This is a genomic window from Pseudarthrobacter sp. NIBRBAC000502771 (assembly GCF_006517215.1).
Taxonomy (GTDB): Bacteria; Actinomycetota; Actinomycetes; order Actinomycetales; family Micrococcaceae; genus Arthrobacter; species Arthrobacter niigatensis.
Window position 1 is genome coordinate 2,320,313 of record NZ_CP041187.1, and the last position, 18,972, is coordinate 2,339,284.

Below are 18,972 nucleotides of genomic sequence, written 5' to 3' on the forward strand. Positions count from 1 at the left end.
AATGGCAGTAGGATCCAAGGATCTGGCTCCCGCACAGCTGGACGGTTTCGACAACGAGCGTCTCGTTGAAGAACTCCGCAAGGCCAAGGAAGAGCTGTTCAACCTGCGTTTCCAGTCCGCCACCGGACAGCTGGAAAACCACGGCCGCCTGCGTGCAGTAAAGAAGGACATTGCACGCATCTACACCGTTCTCCGCGAACGCGAGCTGGGCATTCGTGCCGAGGTTGCCGCGCCGGTTGTGGAAGCCAAGGAAGAAAAGAAGTCCAAGAAGGCTTCAACCAAGAAGGCCGACAAGGCTGAAAAGGCTGAGACCGAGGAGGACGCCAAGTGAGTGAAAAGGACCAGAACGTGACCGAAACTGCTACCGCAGCCAAGGCTGGGGAGCGCGGTTACCGCAAGACCCGTCGCGGCTACGTGGTCTCCGACAAGATGGAAAAGACCATCGTTGTCGAGGTTGAAGACCGCGTGAAGCACGCACTGTACGGCAAGGTCATCCGCCGCACCTCCAAGGTCAAGGCACACGACGAAGAGAACACCGCCGGCATCGGCGACCTCGTAGTCATCGCCGAGACCCGTCCGCTGTCCGCCACCAAGAACTGGCGGCTCGTGGAAATCCTCGAAAAGGCCAAGTAGCACCCGCTGCTTTGCTGGATGCCTCCGCTCCCTTCCGGGAGCGGGGGCATCCCCGTTTAACGGGCAGCGGGCGTGGCCGTCCGCCCCACACAGACGCCCCATCGCTTCCTGCACCTTTTCCCGAAACGCCCCATCAGTTCCTGCACGCTTTTCGGAAACGCCACATCACTTGCCGAAACGCACCAGCGGGAGGTGATGGCGCGTTGGAGGATTTCCTGCAGGTAGTGATGGGGCGTTGTGGACTGCCGGACGACGCCGGCGCCTGGGTTGGCGGGGGAGTGGCACCTGGGTGGGCCGGAAGGCTGCCCCGCGCGGCGCCGTCGTCCGTCTTGCGGGGCAGGCGACGGTGGTGATATGGGGACCGGCGGAAAACGTGCTAGGATATTGAGTTTGTATGGCGCCTTTCGTGCGCCATCATCAACCTCGTAAACAAGCGTGCCACAGCATAGTGCCCCTGTGCGCCCGGGATCCGTTCCCGGACCGGGTGGGAGCAACTGCTCCTGGCACGGGCGTTTAGGCCTGGTCTGGCAAAATCCAGGCAGGTCAAGAGACACCCCGATCAACCGTTCCGCAAGGCTCATTCCGTAGCAAGACCACGGCCTGAGAACCGGCGCGACGCAAGGAGTAAATAGTGATTCAGCAGGAGTCGCGACTCAAGGTCGCCGACAACACGGGTGCTAAGGAAATCCTTACCATTCGCGTTCTCGGTGGATCCGGCCGTCGCTACGCAGGCATCGGTGACGTCATCGTCGCCACCGTCAAGGATGCAATCCCGGGCGGCAACGTAAAGAAGGGCGATGTGGTCAAGGCCGTCATCGTCCGTACCAAGAAGGAACGCCGCCGTGCGGATGGTTCCTACATCAAGTTTGACGAGAACGCAGCTGTGATCCTGAAGAACGACGGTGACCCCCGCGGTACCCGTATCTTCGGACCGGTTGGTCGTGAACTGCGTGACAAGAAGTTCATGAAGATCGTTTCTCTGGCTCCGGAGGTGCTCTAGTCCATGGCTGCAAAGATCAAGAAGGGTGACCTGGTTCAGGTCATCACTGGCGCCAAGGCTGAGCGTGGCGGCGACCGCGGCAAGCAGGGCAAGGTTCTGCGCGTCTTCACCGACACCAACCGCGTGCTGGTTGAGGGTATCAACCGCGTCACCAAGCACACCCGTGTTGGACAGTCGCAGCGCGGCACCAAGACTGGCGGCATCGAGGTCGTAGAGGCCCCGATCCACATTTCCAACGTGGCCCTGGTTGACCCGTCGACCAAGAAGCCGACCCGCGTGGGCTTCCGCCTCGACACTGTGGAGAAGAACGGTGTCAAGAAGACCGTCCGTATCCGCGTGTCCAAGAGCTCCGGGAAGGACATCTAATGACTGAGACTCTCGAGACTCCGGCAACGAAGATCGTTCCTCGTCTGAAGACCAAGTACGCCGAATCCATCAAGGCAACGCTCCAGGATGAATTCAAGTACGAGAACGTGAACCAGGTACCCCGCCTGGTGAAGGTCGTTGTGAACATGGGTGTTGGAGATGCCGCCAAGGACTCCAAGCTGATCGACGGCGCTGTCCGCGACCTCACCCAGATCACCGGCCAGAAGCCGCAGGTTACCAAGGCCCGCAAGTCGATCGCACAGTTCAAGCTGCGCGAAGGCATGCCCATCGGTGCACACGCAACCCTGCGTGGCGACCGCATGTGGGAATTCGTGGACCGCCTGGTCACCCTGGCACTGCCCCGTATCCGCGACTTCCGCGGCCTGAGCGGCAAGCAGTTCGATGGCAACGGCAACTACACCTTCGGTCTGACCGAGCAGGTTATGTTCCACGAAATCGACCAGGACAAGATCGACCGCGTCCGCGGTATGGACATCACGGTTGTCACCACCGCCAAGACCGATGACGAAGGCCGCGCGCTGCTTAAGGCGCTTGGTTTCCCGTTCAAAACCGAAGCTTAATTAACTACGTAAAAGGTCCGGCCGCTCCGCTCCCCAGGGGATGGAACGGCGGAAACCGTTACGAGGAAGGGCATGAGCCCACATGACAATGACAGATCCTGTCGCAGATATGCTTACGCGCCTGCGTAACGCAAACTCGGCATACCACGACTCCGTGTCTATGCCTTACAGCAAGCTCAAGGCACGCGTTGCCGACATCCTCAAGGCCGAAGGTTTCATCGCCGGCTGGAAGGAAGAGGACGCTGAGGTTGGCAAGAAGCTGACCCTGGACCTCAAGTTCGGTCCGAACCGCGAGCGTTCCATCGCCGGTGTACGCCGCATCTCCAAGCCGGGCCTCCGCGTTTACGCGAAGTCCACCAACCTGCCCCACGTGCTCGGTGGCTTGGGTATCGCAATCCTGTCCACCTCTTCCGGCCTCCTGACTGACAAGCAGGCCGGCAAGAAGGGCGTGGGCGGCGAAGTCCTCGCGTACGTCTGGTAACGGGAAAGGAAGAGAATAATGTCACGTATTGGACGTCTCCCCATCACCGTTCCTGCCGGCGTTGAGGTCAAGGTTGACGGCTCTGTCGTCAGCGTCAAGGGTTCCAAGGGGGAGCTGACCCACACTGTGGCCAGCCCCATCGAGGTTGCCCTGGATGACAACACCCTGACCGTCAGCCGCCCGAACGACGAGCGCGCCTCCCGTTCGCTCCACGGCCTGACCCGCACCCTGATCGCCAACATGATCCAGGGCGTCACCGCAGGCTACGAGAAGAAGCTTGAAATCGTCGGTACCGGTTACCGCGTTCAGGCCAAGGGATCTGACCTTGAGTTCGCTCTGGGCTACAGCCACCCGGTCAACGTTTCGGCTCCGGCCGGCATCACCTTTGCAGTAGAGGGACCGACCAAGCTCTCTGTCTCAGGTATCAACAAGCAGCAGGTCGGCGAGGTCGCTGCCAACATTCGCAAGCTGCGGAAGCCTGACCCCTACAAGGGCAAGGGCATCCGTTACGCAGGCGAAGTCATCCGCCGCAAGGTCGGAAAGGCTGGTAAGTAACCATGGCCATCTCCATTAACAAGAAGCGTACGAACAAGAGCAAGGCTGCTGGTCGCAGCCGCCGCCAGCTTCGTATCCGCAAGCGCATTTCAGGTACGGCTGCCCGCCCCCGTCTGGTGGTCAACCGTTCCGCACGCCACGTATTTGTCCAGGTTGTCGACGACACCATTGGCCAGACCGTAGCAAGCGCGTCCACCCTGGAAGCCGACCTTCGTGCATTCGACGGTGACAAGACTGCCAAGGCCAAGCGCGTTGGCGAGCTCGTTGCCGAACGTGCCAAGGCTGCCGGCGTCGAGGCTGTTGTCTTCGACCGTGGTGGTAACAAGTACCACGGCCGGATTGCCGCCGTCGCTGACGGTGCACGCGAAGGTGGGCTGTCACTGTGACCGAAGCAAACAAGGAAAAGGACACTGTGTCTGCAGATCAGAAGGCGCCCGAAGCCGCAGCTGCTGAGACCACTGCCCCCGCTGCCGAGGACCGCCGTGGTGGCGCCCGTCGCGGCGAGCGTGGCGACCGTGGCCAGGGCCGCGGCGACCGCGGTGGCCGTGGCGGCCGCGACGGTGGCCGTGAAGCCGAAAAGAACCAGTTCGTAGAGCGCGTTGTCACCATCAACCGCGTTTCCAAGGTCGTCAAGGGTGGTCGTCGCTTCAGCTTCACCGCACTGGTCGTCGTTGGTGACGGTAACGGCATGGTCGGCGTGGGCTACGGCAAGGCCAAGGAAGTTCCCGCTGCTATCGCCAAGGGCGTTGAAGAGGCCAAGAAGTCCTTCTTCCGCGTTCCCCGCGTTGGCAACACCATCCCGCACCGCGTTCAGGGTGAAGCCGCTGCCGGCGTCGTAATGCTGCGTCCGGCTTCCGCCGGTACCGGTGTTATCGCCGGTGGTCCGGTCCGTGCAGTACTGGAGTGCGTGGGCATCCACGACATCCTCTCCAAGTCGCTCGGTTCCTCCAACGCCATCAACATCGTTCACGCGACCGTTGATGCTCTGAAGCGCCTCGAAGAGCCGGCAGCAGTGGCTGCACGCCGCGGCCTGCCGCTGGACGAGATCGCTCCGGCTGCGCTGGTGAAGGCCCTCCTGGCTCCGAAGGCAGGTGTTTAGTCTTGGCTAAGAACCTGGTCCCCTCCGACGCTCAGTTGGAGATCACTCAGATCAAGTCCGCTATTGGCGGCAAGCAGAACCAGCGCGATACCCTGCGGTCCCTCGGCCTGAAGCGGATTGGACACACCGTTGTCCGCACCGCCGACGCCGTGACCGTTGGAATGCTCAACACGGTTCCGCACCTGGTAAAGGTAGAGGAGGCGAAGTAAATGGCAGAGAACACTGCTGATAAGGCGCAGGCTGCTGAGAAGCAGAGCGCCCTGAAGGTTCACCACCTGCGTCCCGCACCGGGTGCCAAGACCGCCAAGACCCGTGTTGGTCGTGGTGAGGCATCCAAGGGCAAGACCGCCGGTCGCGGTACCAAGGGTACGGCTGCCCGCTACCAGGTGAAGGCTGGCTTTGCCGGCGGCCAGCTGCCGCTGCACATGCGCCTGCCGAAGCTGCGCGGCTTCAAGAACCCGTTCCGGGTTGAGTTCCAGGTTGTAAACCTGGACAAGCTCAACGAGCTGTTCCCGGAAGGTGGCGCAGTCACCGTGGAGAACCTGGTCGAAAAGGGTGCCGTTCGCAAGAACCAGCCCGTCAAGGTGCTGGGCACCGGCGACATCACCGTCAAGGTTGATGTCACCGCCCACGCATTCTCGGCCAGCGCCGCTGAAAAGATTGCCGCAGCAGGCGGAAGCACCACCGCCCTGTAAGGGACGGCGCCAGCTGTTGAACTCCCGGTATCCGCGGGCTTCGGCCCCGGATACCGGGAGTTTTTCATATCCGCCCGGCGAACAATTCCCGCCATCCGGCGCATGCGCGGCGGCCCGGATTGTTCGGTCGGGTCCTAGACCCGTTAGACTCGGATGTCGGGATTTATCAAATTCCGCCACCCCACCCTTATTGACACCACAGGAGGACGCTTGCTTAGCGCATTTGGCCGGGCCTTTCGCACGCCTGATCTGCGACGCAAGTTGTTGTTCACGCTGGGAATCATCACCATCTTCCGCTTGGGTGCTTTCATTCCCTCGCCAGGTGTGAACTACCAGAATGTCCAGCAATGCTTGCATAACGGTCAGACCGCCGGCGGGCTGTATCAGCTCGTCAACCTCTTCAGCGGCGGCGCGTTGCTCCAGGTGTCCATCTTCGCCCTGGGCATCATGCCGTACATCACGGCCAGCATCATCGTCCAGTTGCTCCGGGTGGTCATTCCCCGGTTCCAGCAGCTTTACGAAGAGGGCGCCTCGGGACAGTCCAAGCTGACCCAGTACACCCGCTACCTCACCATCGCTCTGGGCCTGCTCAACGCCACCACCCTGGTGTCCCTGGCCCGCTCAGGGCAGCTGCTTCCCGGCTGCCAGCTGCCGGTGATCCCTGACAGCAGCATCATCACCACCATCCTGATCATCATCACCCTCACGGCCGGCACCGGCCTGATCATGTGGATGGGCGAGCTCGTCACGGAGAAGGGCGTGGGCAACGGCATGTCGCTGCTCATCTTCACTTCCATCGCCGCCCAGTTCCCCACTTCGCTGGGTGCCATCTGGACCTCGCAGGGACCGGGAACCTTCTTCCTGGTCCTGGTGGTGGGTCTCCTCACGGTGGCCCTGGTGGTCTTCGTCGAGCAGTCACAGCGCCGTATTCCGGTGCAGTACGCCAAGCGGATGATCGGGCGGCGCACCGTGGGCGGCACCAGCACCTACATTCCCATCAAAGTGAACATGGCCGGCGTCATTCCGGTGATCTTCGCTTCTTCCATGCTCTACATTCCCGGGCTGATCGCGCAGTTCAACCAGCCCCGGAACGGCGAGTCCATGCCAGCGTGGGTTGAGTGGATCAACAACAACCTCACCCGCGGAGACCACCCGATCTACATGGCGGTTTATTTCCTCCTGATCGTGTTCTTCACCTACTTCTATGTCGCGATTACCTTCAACCCTGAAGAAGTCTCAGACAACATGAAGAAGTACGGCGGCTTCATTCCAGGTATCCGCGCCGGCAGGCCGACCGCTGACTACCTGCAGTACGTGCTCTCACGGATCACCCTGCCCGGCGCCCTCTATCTGGGCTTCGTGGCACTGATTCCGCTGGTTGCGCTCGTGCTGATCAACGCAAACCAGAACTTCCCGTTCGGTGGCACCTCGATCCTGATCATGGTGGGCGTTGGGTTGGAGACCGTAAAGCAGATTGATGCGCAGCTACAACAACGTCACTACGAAGGGCTTTTGCGATGACGAGAATGCTGATTATTGGACCTCCCGGTTCCGGAAAAGGAACGCAGGCGGAGCGGATCTCAGAACGCCTCGGCGTTGTGGCCATCTCCACCGGCGACATCTTCCGGGCCAACGTGAAGGGTGAAACCCCTCTCGGTATTGAGGCCAAGAAGTACATGGACAACGGCGACTTCGTCCCGGACAGCGTGACCAACAAGATGGTCCGCGACCGGCTGAACGAGTCCGACGTCGAAAACGGCTTCCTGCTGGACGGCTACCCGCGCACCACCGCGCAGGTTGACTACCTTGACGAGATCCTCGCCGACGGCGACGAGAAGCTCGACGTGGTCCTGCAGCTGACTGCCGACGACGAAGAACTCGTACACCGCCTCCTGGGGCGTGCCAAGGAAACGGGCCGGAGCGACGACAACGAAGCCGTCATCCGCCACCGCCTGGACCTGTACCACGAGCAGACCGAAGCCGTAGTGGCCAAGTATGCAGACCGCGGCATCCTCACCAAGGTTGACGGGATCGGTCCTATCGACGAAGTCACCAACCGCGTAATGCAGGCCATCAAGGCCGCTCAGGCAGCCTGACCCAAGGCGCCCAAGTTTTATCGAGGCTCCTCCCGGCATCCGGGAGGAGCCTCAGCCATTTGAAAGGACACATCATGGCCTTCGGGCAGCCCCGCATCGAAATCAAGAACAACGCCCAAATGCGTACCATGCATGAGGCCGGACTGGTCCTCAGCCGTGCCTTGGACGCCGCCGTCACCGCCGCAGTTCCCGGGGTCACCACCAAGCACCTTGACGATGTCTTCGCCGCCGTCCTCAACGAGGCAGGTGCCAAGTCCAACTTCCTGGGCTACCACGGCTTCCCGGCCACCATCTGCACGTCCGTGAACGAGGAAGTGGTGCACGGAATTCCTGGCAGCCGCGTGCTGCAGGACGGCGACATCATCTCCATCGACGGCGGCGCGATCGTCGACGGGTGGCACTCGGATTCCGCCCGCAGCGTGATCGTGGGAACTGCGGATCCTGAAGACCAGAGGCTCTCCGATGTGACCCAGGCTGCCATGTGGCACGGGATCGCTGCGCTGGCCAAGCGGGGCCACGTCGGTGACGTCGGTGCGGCCATCGACGATTACGTGTCCTCGGTCCCGGGCAAGCCGCTGGGCATCCTGGAGGATTACGTGGGGCACGGCATCGGCTCCGAGATGCACATGGCCCCGGACGTCCTGAACTACCGCACCAGCCACCGCGGACCCAAGGTCAAGGCCGGCCTTTGCCTGGCCATTGAGCCCATGCTGGTGCGGGGCAGCATCGAGACCGCGGTCCTGGAGGATGATTGGACCGTTGTGACCACGGACGGCCAGCGCTCCTGCCAGTGGGAGCACTCCGTGGCAGTCCACGACAGGGGGATCTGGGTTCTTTCCGCGCCCGACGGCGGTGCGGAGCACCTGGTGCCCCTAGGCGTCACGCCGGTCCCGATCCCGTAAGGGACGTGCGCTTTCCCCCACGACGCAGAAAATCCCTGCCGACCCCGAAATAATGGGGTCGGCAGGGATTTTGCGCGTCACCGGCGTTTCGGCGTAGCGAATTCCGCTAGGACTTCAGCTTCGGCTTCACGTCCTTGTCGTAGATGCCCTGCAGCGTAGTCTTCAGGTCCGTCATGGTGGACTTGACGTCGCCCTGCTGCGTGAGGATCTTCGCTGCGGACTTCGCCATTTCCTGGTCGGCGCCCGGCAGGAACACCCTGGCGTTGTCCTGGACCTTGGTCACCGCGAGCTGGTCCATGGCGGTCTTGATCTGCGGTGTCTTGGCCAGGACTGCCGTCATGTCAGCCGACTTGCGGGTGGGCATGTACCCGGTGGCGGCAGAGAACTCGGCGGTGCTCTCCGGCTGGGTGACGAAGTCCAGGAACATGCCGGCAGCGAGCTGTTCCTCCTTGGTGATGCCGCTGGGGATGCCCAGGCCGGCGCCGCCCGTGGGGCAGACGTTGGTCTCCGCTTTCGGGCCGCCGGGCAGGAAGCCAACGCCCACGTTGAACTTTGCCGATTTCAGGATTCCCAGCAGCGAACCGGTGGAGGAAATGGTGGTCGAGGTCAGCCCTGCGGAGAAGTCGTCCGCCGCTTCCTTGGAGGAGACGCCTGCCCACTTGTCCTTGTAGATCGAGTCCTGGGCCCACTGCAGTGCGGCCACGGAGTCGCTGGAGTCGCAGGTGATGTCCCATTCCTTGGACCAGCCACCGCCCCAGCCCCAGAGCATGTTCTGCAGCGTCCAGCCCGCGTACCCGGCAAGCGCTGGGTAGATGTAGGCGTACTGGGCGCCGGAGCTTGCCTTCAGCTTCGGGGCCCACTCAGCGAATTCCTGCCACGTCTTGGGTGCACGGTCCGGCAGCCCGGCTGCGGCGAAGTGGTCCTTGTTGTAGTAGAACAGCGGAGTGGACCGGCCGTAGGGGAGCGCCCACTGCTTGCCGTCGTATTTGTAGTCGTTGACCAGCGACTGCTGGAAGTCGTCCATCTTCATGTTCAGCTGCTTGGTCAGGCTGTCCACGGGAATGATGCTCCCGTTGGTGTAGTACCGGAACCACCACACGTCGGAGAGGACAACCACTCCGGGGAGGCCGGACTTGGCGGCCTGCGCAGTCTGGAACTTCTGGGCAATTTCCTCGTAGTTGGCCCCTGCCGTGACCAGGTTGACGGTGATGCCAGGGTTTTTGGCCTGGAACTTTTCAATCAGGCTCTTCTCAACGTCCTGTGACTGGCCCGGGTGGCTGGACCAGAAGTCGATCTTTGCCGCCGGCTTCACGCCGCTGAAGTCGATGTCGGCTGCCTGGGATGTGGCTTGGCCACCGCCGGTTGTCGAGGGTCCGCCGCATGCGGCCAGGGCAGCGGCAGAGGCGGTGGCCCCTGCCAGGCCCAGGAAGTGCCTCCGGTCCAGGTGAAGTGTCATGACAGTTCCTTTCGGTTGTTGCCTGCGGAAGGGGGGTACTAAAAGGTTGGGAAGTACGACGGCGGCCGGCGGCTTAGCCGGTCACGCTGCCCTGGGTGAGGCCCGCCACGATGTAGCGCTGCAGGGCCGCGAAGACGATCAGGATGGGAACGATGACCAGGACCGCGCCGGCCATGAGGACGCCCCAGCCGGCTGCGTTGCTTTCGTTGTTCTGCAGCAGGGTCAGGCCCACCGGCAGGGTCATGGTTTCCGGCCGGTCCGTGATGATGAGCGGCCAGATGTAGTCGTTCCATTCGGTCACGATGGTCACCAGCGCTACGGTGGCGATGGAGGGAACGGACACGGGGACCACGATCTGCCAGAGGCGGCGCCAGTGCCCGGCCCCGTCCATCTCGGCCGATTCCAGGATGGACGCCGGCAGGGTCCGGAAGTGCTGCCGCAGCAGGAAGGTACCGAACGCAGTGCCCAGGCCGGGGAGGATGATCCCCCACAGCGTGTTCTTGCCGCCGATCCCCGCGATGAGGATGAAGTTGGGCAGGATGGACACCTGCGGTGGCACCATGAGGGCCACCAGGATCAGCAGGAAGATGAAGTTCCGGAACGGGAAGCGGACAAAGACCAGGGCATACGCTGTCAGGATCGCCAGGATCACTTTGATGGTGGCCCCTGCCAGCGTGACGATGGTGCTGTTCAGGAAGAACTGGCCGAACGGGACCGTGGTCATTGCGGTCCGGTAGTTCTCCAGGTTCAGGCTTTCCGGGAGGATTTTCAGGTCGGTGGTGACAATCTCGCCGGACGTCTTGAAGGAGCTGAGCACCATCCACAGCAGGGGCAGGAATACCACCAGGGTGGCAATGATCAGGGGCAGGTAGCCGCCCACCACGGTCTGGACCAGGTTCCGGCGGGAGAACGGCCGGTCGGGACGCAGGCCCGGGTCTGGAGCGGAGACGGCGGGGGCGGTGGGGTCCGGGCTCACCGGTGAGAGGGACGTCACGAGTAATGAACCTTTCGTTCCACGAACCGCAGCTGGAGCACGGTGATCACCAGGAGGATGGCAAACAGGACCACGGAAATGGCTGCCGAGTAGCCGGCCCTGTTGTAGGCGCCGAAGGCCTGGAGGTAGGCCTCGTAGATCAGGGTGCTGGTGCCGGTGCCCAGCGGCGTCATGATCCTGATGAGGTCGAAGGCCTGCAGCGAGCTGAGCAAAGTGGTGATCAGGAGGAAGAACGTGGTGGGGGACAGCAGCGGCATTGAGATGCTGACGAAGCGCCGGAACCCGTTGGCGCCGTCGAGGGACGCCGCCTCCATGACTTCGGTCGGCAGGGACTGCAGCCCGGCGAGGTACACCACCGCGCAGTAGCCCAGGTTCTTCCAGACGTACACCAGGATCACCATGACCAGGGACAGCTGGGGATCGTTGATCCACTGCGGGCTCTGCTGGCCGATGCCGCGGAGCAGCCAGGCAAGGACGCCATAGCCGGGGTCGAAAATGAACAACCACACCAGGCCGACACCGACGCCGGAGAGGACGTAGGGGGCAAAGACCGCGGACCGGGCGAACGTGGTGCCGCGGACCCTGGCGTTCAGGGCCAGCGCCACCAGCAGTCCCAGAATCATGGAACCGCCCACCGTGACCAGGGTGAACACCGCCGTGGTTCCCAGCACCTTCGGTGCATCGTTGCTGGTGAAGAACGTGACGTAGTTGCCCAGGCCCACCACGGTGGCGGACGGGGAACCCAGCGTCCAGTCCAGCGTGGAGTAGTACATGTTGCTGAACAACGGCCGGTACGTGAAGACGGCGATCAGTATCAGGTTGGGCAAGGCCATGGCAAGGAAAACAAAGAAATCGCGGCGGTTCCTTGCGCTCCACCGCCTGTGGGGTATTTTGGCGGTGCTGGCACCGGGGCCAGCGGGCCTGGTGGAGGGTCGTGGGGAGAGTTGACGTGTCATGCGGATCTCTCACGGGTTTCGGAGCCAGCTCGTGGCCGGTCGCGGGTAAGGGGAATCAAGCCATTACTTCACCACATTGTCGGTGGGCGAAACCCCTGAAAAAGCCCTTCTCCTCAAATAGTTAACAAAGGCTTCGTTGCCCATTAACCCTGTGTTGTTTGCAGTCTCGCATAAAGTTTGCCGATGCGGCAGGGGCGCGCCAGCAGAGGGGACAATAGGGGAATGGGAACCCTTACCGATGTCCCGGGCATCCGCGTGGGCCACGTCCAAAAGAACACCGACGGCTGGCTGACGGGCGTCACCGTGGTCCTGCCACCCCCAGGTACGGTGGGCTCGGTTGACGTCCAGGGCGGCGGCCCGGCCACCCACGAAACAGACGCCCTCGATCCCACTACATTGGTCCGCACAGTGGACGCCGTCGTTCTCACCGGCGGCAGTGCCTATGGCCTGGCCTCTGCCACCGGTGCCCAGCGCTGGTGCGAGGAAAACGGCCGCGGCTTCGCCGTCCCCGGGGGAGTGGTGCCCATTGTCCCCGCCGCCGCCATCTTCGACCTGGGCAGGGGCGGGAACTTCTCCGCACGGCCGACGCCGGAGATGGGCTACGCGGCAACGGCCGCCGCAGCAGCACAAGGGGAAGGGCACGACGTCGGACGCGGCAATACCGGTGCCGGAACCGGGGCCCTTATCGGCAGGGGGCAGTACAAAGGGGGAGTTGGCACGGCGTCCGTCACGCTGGAGAACGGGGTTGTAGTGGGCGCGCTGGCCATAGTCAACGCACTTGGGCTCCCGTTTGGCGCGACCGCCCAGCCGGCGCAGCCCGCACACGGTGCCCCGCTCAATACCACTCTTGTCGTCGTGGCTACCAATGCCGTACTTGATGGGGCCGAATGTAAACGTACGGCCGCTGCTTCCCATGCCGGGATTGCCCGGGCCTTGAATCCGAGCCATACCCTGGCTGACGGGGACACCGTTTTTTGCCTGGCAACCGGCGCCGTCGCACTCGACCGCTCCGACGAAGCTGCCCGGCAGGTCAGCCTCGTCGCGCTCCAGAGCGCGGCAGCCGACGTCGTCCGTTTGGCGATCCTTGACGGCGTGGCCGCAGCAGATCCCGTGGCCACCCCGGCCGGTGAATATGGTGCGTACCGCACCGCGTAGGCTACTATGGCCGATTTAACTTTTACCGGCCAACAGGGTAGTGTTGTTTGTTGGTTGTGTGGACTGCCACGCCCTTTTGGGCCTGGAGACGGCAATCGATCCAACAAAAACGTTCGTGGTCATGCCCGGTGCTATCCGGCGGGGCTGCGGCAACAACAGTTAGCGGAGGGTATGGCCAAGAAGGACGGGGTCATTGAGATCGAAGGCGTTGTGACCGAGGCGCTGCCTAACGCGATGTTTCGCGTTGAGCTCACCAACAAGCACATCGTTCTGGCACACATCTCTGGAAAGATGCGTCAGCACTACATCCGAATCCTCCCTGAGGACCGCGTAGTGGTGGAGCTGAGCCCGTACGACCTCACCCGTGGTCGTATCGTCTACCGCTACAAGTAAATTGCTGGGCTGCGGCAGTGCAAGCTGACCGTTGCTCCAGTTGACCAAACTGCTACACGCAAAGGAATGCCATGAAGGTCAAGCCGAGCGTCAAGCAGATCTGCGAAAAGTGCAAAGTGATCCGCCGTAATGGCCGGGTCATGGTGATCTGCGAGAACCCGCGCCACAAGCAGCGCCAGGGCTAATTTCCTTCCCTGAAGGAAATCCTGGGTTGCTAACCCACGCAAGTAAATAAAGGCAGCACAAGCTGATCTGGAACATTGAGCTCGAAAGAGTCCGGACAGCTAACCCCCGGTCGGAGGCTGGGGCCGCACGGAACGTGCGGGTGTACTGCCTACGACCTCCGGTTTATCAAGGAGTACTGCCACTATGGCTCGTCTCGCTGGCGTAGACATTCCCCGCGAAAAGCGGCTGGAAATTGCGCTTACTTACATCTACGGCGTGGGCAAGACCCGTGCACACGAAACCCTGGCTGCCACTGGCATCAGCGCTGACGTCCGCGTCAAGGACCTGACTGATGCCCAGCTGGTTGAGCTGCGTGACTACATTGAAGGCAACTACAAGGTTGAGGGTGACCTTCGCCGCGAAGTAGCAGCAGATATCCGCCGCAAGGTTGAGATCGGCAGCTACGAAGGCCTGCGCCACCGCAAGGGCCTGCCCGTACGCGGTCAGCGTACGAAGACCAACGCACGTACCCGCAAGGGCCCGAAGCGTACCGTCGCCGGCAAGAAGAAGGCCCGTTAAAATTCCCGCCCGGGATTTACGGACTTTCCCCAATAACTTTCTGTAGGAGAAAAAATGCCCCCGAAGACTCGTGGCGCGGTTCGCAAGCCGCGTAAGAAGGACAAGAAGAATATCGCGCTTGGCCAGGCGCACATCAAGAGCACCTTTAACAACACCATCGTTTCCATCACGGATCCGAGCGGCGCTGTTATTTCCTGGGCTTCCTCCGGTGAGGTTGGCTTCAAGGGCTCGCGCAAGTCCACTCCGTTCGCTGCCCAGATGGCTGCCGAAGCCGCTGCCAAGCGTGCGCAGGAGCACGGCATGCGGAAGGTAGACGTTTTCGTCAAGGGACCGGGTTCCGGACGCGAAACCGCCATCCGTTCGCTGCAGGCCGCAGGCCTTGAGGTTGGCTCCATCCAGGACGTCACCCCCGCAGCGCACAACGGCTGCCGCCCGCCGAAGCGCCGCCGCGTCTAATTCTTTTCCGCAGCAGGAGCTTGCCCGGACCAGTGATGGTCCGGGCAAGCCCAGCGCGTTAAGTCTTCAGACCGAATTTCCACCACCTGTGTTGCGTCATATAGCGGATGCTCGCCGAAAGGAAACCTAAGTGCTCATTGCACAGCGCCCCACCCTCTCCGAAGAGGTCGTCTCCGAAAACCGTTCGCGTTTCATCATTGAACCGCTGGAACCGGGCTTCGGCTACACCCTCGGAAACTCCCTCCGCCGTACCCTGCTCTCCTCCATCCCCGGTGCTGCCGTAACCAGCATCCGGATCGATGGTGTGCTGCACGAGTTCACCACGGTTCCGGGTGTCAAGGAAGATGTCACCGAGATCATCCTTAACATCAAGAGCCTCTCGGTTTCCTCCGAGCACGACGAGCCTGTCGTGGCTTACCTGCGCAAGCAGGGCCCCGGAGTCGTCACCGCCGCGGACATCGCTCCGCCGGCCGGCGTCGAATTCCACAACCCGGATCTGCACATCGCCACGCTGAACTCGAAGGGCAAGTTCGAACTCGAACTGACCATCGAGCGCGGCCGCGGCTACGTTTCGGCAGCTCAGAACAAGTCCGGCGACGCAGAGATCGGCCGTATCCCGGTTGACTCCATCTACTCGCCGGTGCTGAAGGTTACTTTCCGCGTGGAAGCAACCCGTGTTGAGCAGCGCACCGACTTCGACAAGCTGATTGTCGACGTCGAGACCAAGCAGGCCATCGCCCCGCGCGATGCCGTTGCTTCCGCAGGCACCACCCTGGTGGAACTGTTCGGTCTGGCCCGTGAGCTGAACACCGCAGCTGAAGGTATCGAGATCGGCCCGTCGCCCACCGACGCTGCCCTGGCAGCCGACATGGCACTGCCGATCGAGGATCTGGACCTCACCGTCCGTTCCTACAACTGCCTCAAGCGTGAGGGCATCCACACCGTGGGTGAACTCGTTGCCCGCTCCGAGGCTGACCTGATGGACATCCGCAACTTCGGTGCCAAGTCCATTGACGAGGTCAAGGCAAAGCTGGTTGAACTGGGCCTGTCCCTCAAGGACTCGCCTCCCGGTTTTGACCTCGCAGCACGCGCCGCAGCAATCGAAGAGGACGACGCCGCTTTCGGCGACGACGAACTCTAAACCAGACCTTGGCCGGCGGGCAGCACCATGGTGTGCCGCCCACGGCTTCCACATGAGGAGAAACAATTATGCCTACCCCCACTAAGGGTCCGCGCCTCGGCGGCGGCCCGGCTCACGAGCGTCTCATGCTCGCGAACCTGGCCTCATCCCTGTTCGAGCACAAGCGGATCACCACCACGGTGACCAAGGCCAAGCGCCTGAAGCCGTACGCAGAGCGCCTGGTGACCTTCGCCAAGCGTGGCGACCTCGCTTCCCGCCGCCGCGTGCTCGGCCTGATCAGCAACAAGGGCGTCGTCCACGAGCTGTTCACCGACATCGCCCAGGCTGTGGAGAACCGCGACGGCGGCTACACCCGCATCACCAAGATCGGCAACCGCCAGGGCGACAACGCTCCCATGGCTGTCATCGAACTGGTCCTCGAGCCGGTTTCCGCAAAGCAGGCCGTAGTTGCTGAGGCTACTTCCGCTGCAAAGCGCGACGCCGACAAGAAGGAAGCTGCTGCTGCCCCCGCTGCAGAAGAAGCTCCCGAGGCCGAGGTCGTTGAGACCGAAGCTGCTGAGGCTCCTGCCGAAGAAGCTGCGACCGAAGAGGCACCCGCCGCTGAGGAAGCTGCCGAGGCTCCCGCAGCTGAGGAGAAGGACGCGAAGTAATTCGCTGATTCTCTTCGCATAGACTTAGGTCTGTGAACCACCAAAAACCCGCGGCCCCCGTTCCAGGGGGCGGCGGGTTTTTGCGTATCCGGCTTGACCTTTCGTACGACGGCGGCCCGTTCAGCGGGTGGGCGCTGCAGCCCGGCCTGCAGACTGTCCAGGGCGTCCTGGAGGAAGCCATCGAGCTGCTGGTCCGGCGCCAGGTGCGGGTCACAGTTGCCGGGCGGACCGACGCCGGCGTGCACGCCCGCGGCCAGGTGGTCCACCTTGACCTCACCGAAGCCGAGTGGCTGGGGCTGCCGCGCGGGCACGAACTTGATCCCGCCGTCGCCATGCTGCGCCGCCTCCGCGGTGCCCTGAACCGGTCCCTGGGTGATCTGCACGGGGCGGTGGAGGTCCACAAAATCTCGCCGGCACCCGCGGGCTTCGACGCACGCTTCTCCGCGCTCTGGCGGCGCTACAGCTACCGGATCGCCGACGGGCCCGCCCTGTGGGACCCGCTGGAGCGGTACTTCACGCTGTGGCACAAGAACCCGCTGGACGTGGACCTGTTGAACCAGGGTGCATCACAGCTGCTGGGCCTGCAGAATTTCCTGTCTTTCTGCAAGCCCCGCGAAGGAGCCACCACCATCAGGGAACTGCAACGCTTTGAGTTCCGGCGCGGCGAGGACGGCGTCATTGTGGCCACCGTCCAGGCGGACGCGTTCTGCCACAACATGGTGCGGGCCCTCATCGGCTCGGCGCTGTACGTGGGGGAAGGCATTGAAGAACCGGGCTGGCTGCACGAGCGTCTGCTGCTGCAGAAGCGGGACGCCAAATCGGTCCTCGCCGCTCCCCATCCGCTGGTGCTGGAGGAAGTGGCCTACCCCTCGGACAGCGAAATGCTGGCCCGCGCCGAACAGACCAGGGCGGTCCGCGAGCACTGATCCGGGTCGTTGCTAAAACGACGGCGGCGGACCCTCTGCGGGGAGCGTCACCGTGAACGTGCTGCCCTGGCCTTCCCCGCTCTCGCACATGATGCTGCCGCCGTGGCGCTCCACGATCATCCGGGTGATGGAGAGGCCCAGGCCTGCACCCGGGATGGCCGCCTTTTGCGCCGATTCGGTCCGGAAGAAGCGGTTGAAGACCTTGGCGGCGTCGTCGTGGGAGATGCCCATCCCGGTGTCGCTGACGCTCAGCCGCACCCACTGCGGATCCGTCGTTGCGCTGATGCTGATCCGTCCACCGTCCGGTGAGTACTTGATGGCGTTCGAGACCAGGTTGTCCAGCACCTGCCCGATCCTCAGCGGGTCCGCGTAGGCCCACAACGGTGAGGGGACGTCGGCTGCGATCTCCACATGGGACCGCTGCGCCGAGGCCAGGGCTGAACTGAGGCTGGTCTCCACCAGGCTGGCGAGGTCTGTCCGCTTGGGGTGGACGTTCAGGGCGGTGGTGGCGGTGAGGTCGGCCACCAGCTCCAGGAGCCGCTCAGCATTCCGCTGGACCACCAGCAGCCGCTGGGCCAGGTGCGGTGGCAGGCTGTCCGCCTCTTCCAGGACCAGGTCCACGTTGCCAATGATGGAGTTCAGGGGGTTTTTGAACTCGTGCGAGACGTTGGAGATAAGGTCCTGGTTGGCGGCCAGGGATTCCACCCAGCCCGTGACGTCGGTGTAGACCACAACGGCTCCGGTGAGCCTGCCGTCCTCGCTGACCAATGGACGCGCCGCCGTGGATACCGCGCGCTGATCCGGGCCTTCACCGGCCCACACCAGGTAGTCGGCGAAGGATTCCCCCGCCATGGCACGGCTGATGGGCCGGCGGTCAGGCGGAAGCAGCGTCCGCCGGTCCTGGCCGAAGATGAGCTGGTGCCCCTGGCCCGGGATGGCGTCGTCAGCGCCCGTGGCGCGGCGGAAGTTGCGCTGGCGGCTGTTGGACACCAGGAAGTGGCCGGAACGGTCGACGGCGGCAATTCCGACGTCCGTGGCGTCCAGGACGGTTTCAAGCAGCTTCTCCCGTTCCCGGCTTGCCGCCAGCAGGTCCCGGAGCTCACGGTCCTTCTCTGCCAGCTCGCGCTGCTGCAGGCGCAGGTTCACGCTCGCGAAGCGGATCGCCAGGGAAACGGCGAGCATCATCACGGGGAAGAGCACCACCGTGGTGAGGTCTGATGCCGTGACGGCGGGAAGATGGCCAATCGCTGTGGGAGCCATGATGAAGAACGGCCCCAGGAAGCTGAGCACCAAGCTGGTGCGGGCCAGCATGCCGGATGCGGAGAGCCAGATGACCGGGAAGACCGCCAGGACGGCCAGCCCCGGCAAGAGCGGTGCCGCACCGTTGCGCATAAGGCCAATCGCCAGGAAGTCCAGGACGGGGACCAGCAGGTACGGCCTGTGCGGCAGGCGTTCCCAGGGAACCAGGAAGCACGCCAGGAACAGGAGTCCGTGCAGGGCCACGCCGGCCCCGTACCAGGGACTTCCCAACAAGGATGGCCACGCGGAGGGCGTGATCAGTGCGATAACGGCCACCACCACGGTCAGGGGAAGCTGGCACAGCGCCACTTGGGCGCGTGGTCCCAGCCGGCGGAAGATGCGGCCGGGCCCGCGGTGGAACAATGGCTCAGCCATGTTTCTGACTCGTACCCCT

General features: G+C 63.1%; 26 protein-coding genes. 22 read left to right on the forward strand and 4 right to left on the reverse strand.

Annotated features, from left to right (window positions below; genetic code table 11):
• Window position 1 precedes the first annotated feature (1 nt).
• From rpmC to map, 14 genes are all read left to right on the forward strand, one after another.
• A complete protein-coding gene (gene rpmC, locus NIBR502771_RS21155; protein WP_018769136.1) occupies window positions 2-331 on the forward strand; it encodes a 50S ribosomal protein L29 in 330 nt (109 codons plus the stop codon).
• On the forward strand, window positions 328-633 hold the full coding sequence (rpsQ, locus tag NIBR502771_RS10895) for a 30S ribosomal protein S17 (RefSeq protein ID WP_141159769.1): 306 nt from the start codon (window positions 328-330) through the stop codon (window positions 631-633). Before rpmC ends, rpsQ begins: the two co-directional genes overlap by 4 nt.
• Before the next feature lie 631 nt (window positions 634-1,264).
• Window positions 1,265-1,633: a 50S ribosomal protein L14 gene (rplN, locus tag NIBR502771_RS10900; RefSeq protein WP_003803789.1), complete on the forward strand. Its 369-nt coding sequence runs from the start codon at window positions 1,265-1,267 to the stop codon at window positions 1,631-1,633.
• A 3-nt stretch (window positions 1,634-1,636) separates the two neighbouring features.
• A complete protein-coding gene (gene rplX / locus NIBR502771_RS10905) occupies window positions 1,637-1,999 on the forward strand; it encodes a 50S ribosomal protein L24 (protein ID WP_015937845.1) in 363 nt (120 codons plus the stop codon).
• Entirely contained in the window at window positions 1,999-2,580 is a 582-nt protein-coding gene (gene rplE, locus NIBR502771_RS10910; protein WP_018769138.1) for a 50S ribosomal protein L5, read from the forward strand. The genes rplX and rplE overlap by 1 nt, the downstream gene beginning before the upstream one ends.
• A gap of 82 nt (window positions 2,581-2,662) precedes the next feature.
• Complete coding sequence (gene rpsH, locus NIBR502771_RS10915; RefSeq protein ID WP_015937843.1) at window positions 2,663-3,061, forward strand: 30S ribosomal protein S8; 399 nt, start codon at window positions 2,663-2,665, stop codon at window positions 3,059-3,061.
• 18 nt (window positions 3,062-3,079) lie between these two features.
• Window positions 3,080-3,616, forward strand: coding sequence for a 50S ribosomal protein L6 (rplF, locus tag NIBR502771_RS10920; RefSeq protein WP_141159770.1), 537 nt, complete (start codon window positions 3,080-3,082; stop codon window positions 3,614-3,616).
• Window positions 3,617-3,618: 2 nt separating this feature from the next.
• Complete coding sequence (gene rplR, locus NIBR502771_RS10925; protein WP_141159771.1) at window positions 3,619-4,002, forward strand: 50S ribosomal protein L18; 384 nt, start codon at window positions 3,619-3,621, stop codon at window positions 4,000-4,002.
• A complete protein-coding gene (gene rpsE / locus NIBR502771_RS10930; protein WP_141159772.1) occupies window positions 3,999-4,715 on the forward strand; it encodes a 30S ribosomal protein S5 in 717 nt (238 codons plus the stop codon). Before rplR ends, rpsE begins: the two co-directional genes overlap by 4 nt.
• Before the next feature lie 2 nt (window positions 4,716-4,717).
• Complete coding sequence (rpmD, locus tag NIBR502771_RS10935) at window positions 4,718-4,924, forward strand: 50S ribosomal protein L30 (protein WP_009358731.1); 207 nt, start codon at window positions 4,718-4,720, stop codon at window positions 4,922-4,924.
• On the forward strand, window positions 4,925-5,410 hold the full coding sequence (rplO, locus tag NIBR502771_RS10940) for a 50S ribosomal protein L15 (protein WP_141159773.1): 486 nt from the start codon (window positions 4,925-4,927) through the stop codon (window positions 5,408-5,410).
• A 210-nt stretch (window positions 5,411-5,620) separates the two neighbouring features.
• Window positions 5,621-6,931, forward strand: coding sequence for a preprotein translocase subunit SecY (gene secY, locus NIBR502771_RS10945; RefSeq protein ID WP_141159774.1), 1,311 nt, complete (start codon window positions 5,621-5,623; stop codon window positions 6,929-6,931).
• 5 nt (window positions 6,932-6,936) lie between these two features.
• Window positions 6,937-7,506: an adenylate kinase gene (locus tag NIBR502771_RS10950; protein WP_210411207.1), complete on the forward strand. Its 570-nt coding sequence runs from the start codon at window positions 6,937-6,939 to the stop codon at window positions 7,504-7,506.
• A 74-nt stretch (window positions 7,507-7,580) separates the two neighbouring features.
• Entirely contained in the window at window positions 7,581-8,408 is an 828-nt protein-coding gene (gene map / locus NIBR502771_RS10955; RefSeq protein WP_141159776.1) for a type I methionyl aminopeptidase, read from the forward strand.
• A gap of 106 nt (window positions 8,409-8,514) precedes the next feature.
• Here the strand turns inward: map and NIBR502771_RS10960 are convergent, their stop codons facing one another.
• The 3 genes from NIBR502771_RS10960 to NIBR502771_RS10970 all read right to left on the reverse strand — a co-directional run bounded on the left by NIBR502771_RS10960 (window position 8,515) and on the right by NIBR502771_RS10970 (window position 11,814).
• Window positions 8,515-9,864, reverse strand: coding sequence for an ABC transporter substrate-binding protein (locus NIBR502771_RS10960; RefSeq protein WP_141159777.1), 1,350 nt, complete (start codon window positions 9,862-9,864; stop codon window positions 8,515-8,517).
• A 73-nt stretch (window positions 9,865-9,937) separates the two neighbouring features.
• Window positions 9,938-10,858 carry a carbohydrate ABC transporter permease gene (locus tag NIBR502771_RS10965; protein ID WP_141159778.1) on the reverse strand — a complete coding sequence of 307 codons (921 nt, stop codon included), beginning with the start codon at window positions 10,856-10,858 and terminating at the stop codon, window positions 9,938-9,940.
• Window positions 10,855-11,814 (reverse strand): carbohydrate ABC transporter permease, encoded by a 960-nt coding sequence (locus NIBR502771_RS10970; protein ID WP_210411208.1) that lies wholly within the window; start codon window positions 11,812-11,814, stop codon window positions 10,855-10,857. The genes NIBR502771_RS10965 and NIBR502771_RS10970 overlap by 4 nt, the downstream gene beginning before the upstream one ends.
• 222 nt (window positions 11,815-12,036) lie before the next feature.
• On the opposite strand from NIBR502771_RS10970, the gene NIBR502771_RS10975 reads away from it, so the two are divergent.
• The 8 genes from NIBR502771_RS10975 (at window position 12,037) to truA (ending at window position 17,279) form a co-directional block, all read left to right on the forward strand.
• Window positions 12,037-12,969, forward strand: a complete 933-nt coding sequence (locus NIBR502771_RS10975; protein WP_141159780.1) for a P1 family peptidase — start codon at window positions 12,037-12,039, stop codon at window positions 12,967-12,969.
• 171 nt (window positions 12,970-13,140) lie between these two features.
• Window positions 13,141-13,362, forward strand: a complete 222-nt coding sequence (gene infA, locus NIBR502771_RS10980; protein WP_009358723.1) for a translation initiation factor IF-1 — start codon at window positions 13,141-13,143, stop codon at window positions 13,360-13,362.
• A gap of 71 nt (window positions 13,363-13,433) precedes the next feature.
• On the forward strand, window positions 13,434-13,547 hold the full coding sequence (gene rpmJ, locus NIBR502771_RS10985) for a 50S ribosomal protein L36 (protein ID WP_009358722.1): 114 nt from the start codon (window positions 13,434-13,436) through the stop codon (window positions 13,545-13,547).
• 184 nt (window positions 13,548-13,731) lie between these two features.
• Window positions 13,732-14,106 carry a 30S ribosomal protein S13 gene (gene rpsM, locus NIBR502771_RS10990; RefSeq protein ID WP_003803743.1) on the forward strand — a complete coding sequence of 125 codons (375 nt, stop codon included), beginning with the start codon at window positions 13,732-13,734 and terminating at the stop codon, window positions 14,104-14,106.
• Between the two features lie 54 nt (window positions 14,107-14,160).
• Window positions 14,161-14,562, forward strand: a complete 402-nt coding sequence (gene rpsK, locus NIBR502771_RS10995; protein ID WP_018760435.1) for a 30S ribosomal protein S11 — start codon at window positions 14,161-14,163, stop codon at window positions 14,560-14,562.
• Between the two features lie 130 nt (window positions 14,563-14,692).
• On the forward strand, window positions 14,693-15,703 hold the full coding sequence (locus NIBR502771_RS11000; RefSeq protein ID WP_013601812.1) for a DNA-directed RNA polymerase subunit alpha: 1,011 nt from the start codon (window positions 14,693-14,695) through the stop codon (window positions 15,701-15,703).
• 68 nt (window positions 15,704-15,771) lie between these two features.
• Complete coding sequence (gene rplQ, locus NIBR502771_RS11005) at window positions 15,772-16,353, forward strand: 50S ribosomal protein L17 (protein ID WP_141159781.1); 582 nt, start codon at window positions 15,772-15,774, stop codon at window positions 16,351-16,353.
• A gap of 32 nt (window positions 16,354-16,385) precedes the next feature.
• Window positions 16,386-17,279 (forward strand): tRNA pseudouridine(38-40) synthase TruA, encoded by an 894-nt coding sequence (gene truA, locus NIBR502771_RS11010; RefSeq protein ID WP_141159782.1) that lies wholly within the window; start codon window positions 16,386-16,388, stop codon window positions 17,277-17,279.
• 12 nt (window positions 17,280-17,291) lie between these two features.
• Here the strand turns inward: truA and NIBR502771_RS11015 are convergent, their stop codons facing one another.
• Entirely contained in the window at window positions 17,292-18,953 is a 1,662-nt protein-coding gene (locus NIBR502771_RS11015; protein ID WP_141159783.1) for a cell wall metabolism sensor histidine kinase WalK, read from the reverse strand.
• Window positions 18,954-18,972 lie beyond the last annotated feature (19 nt).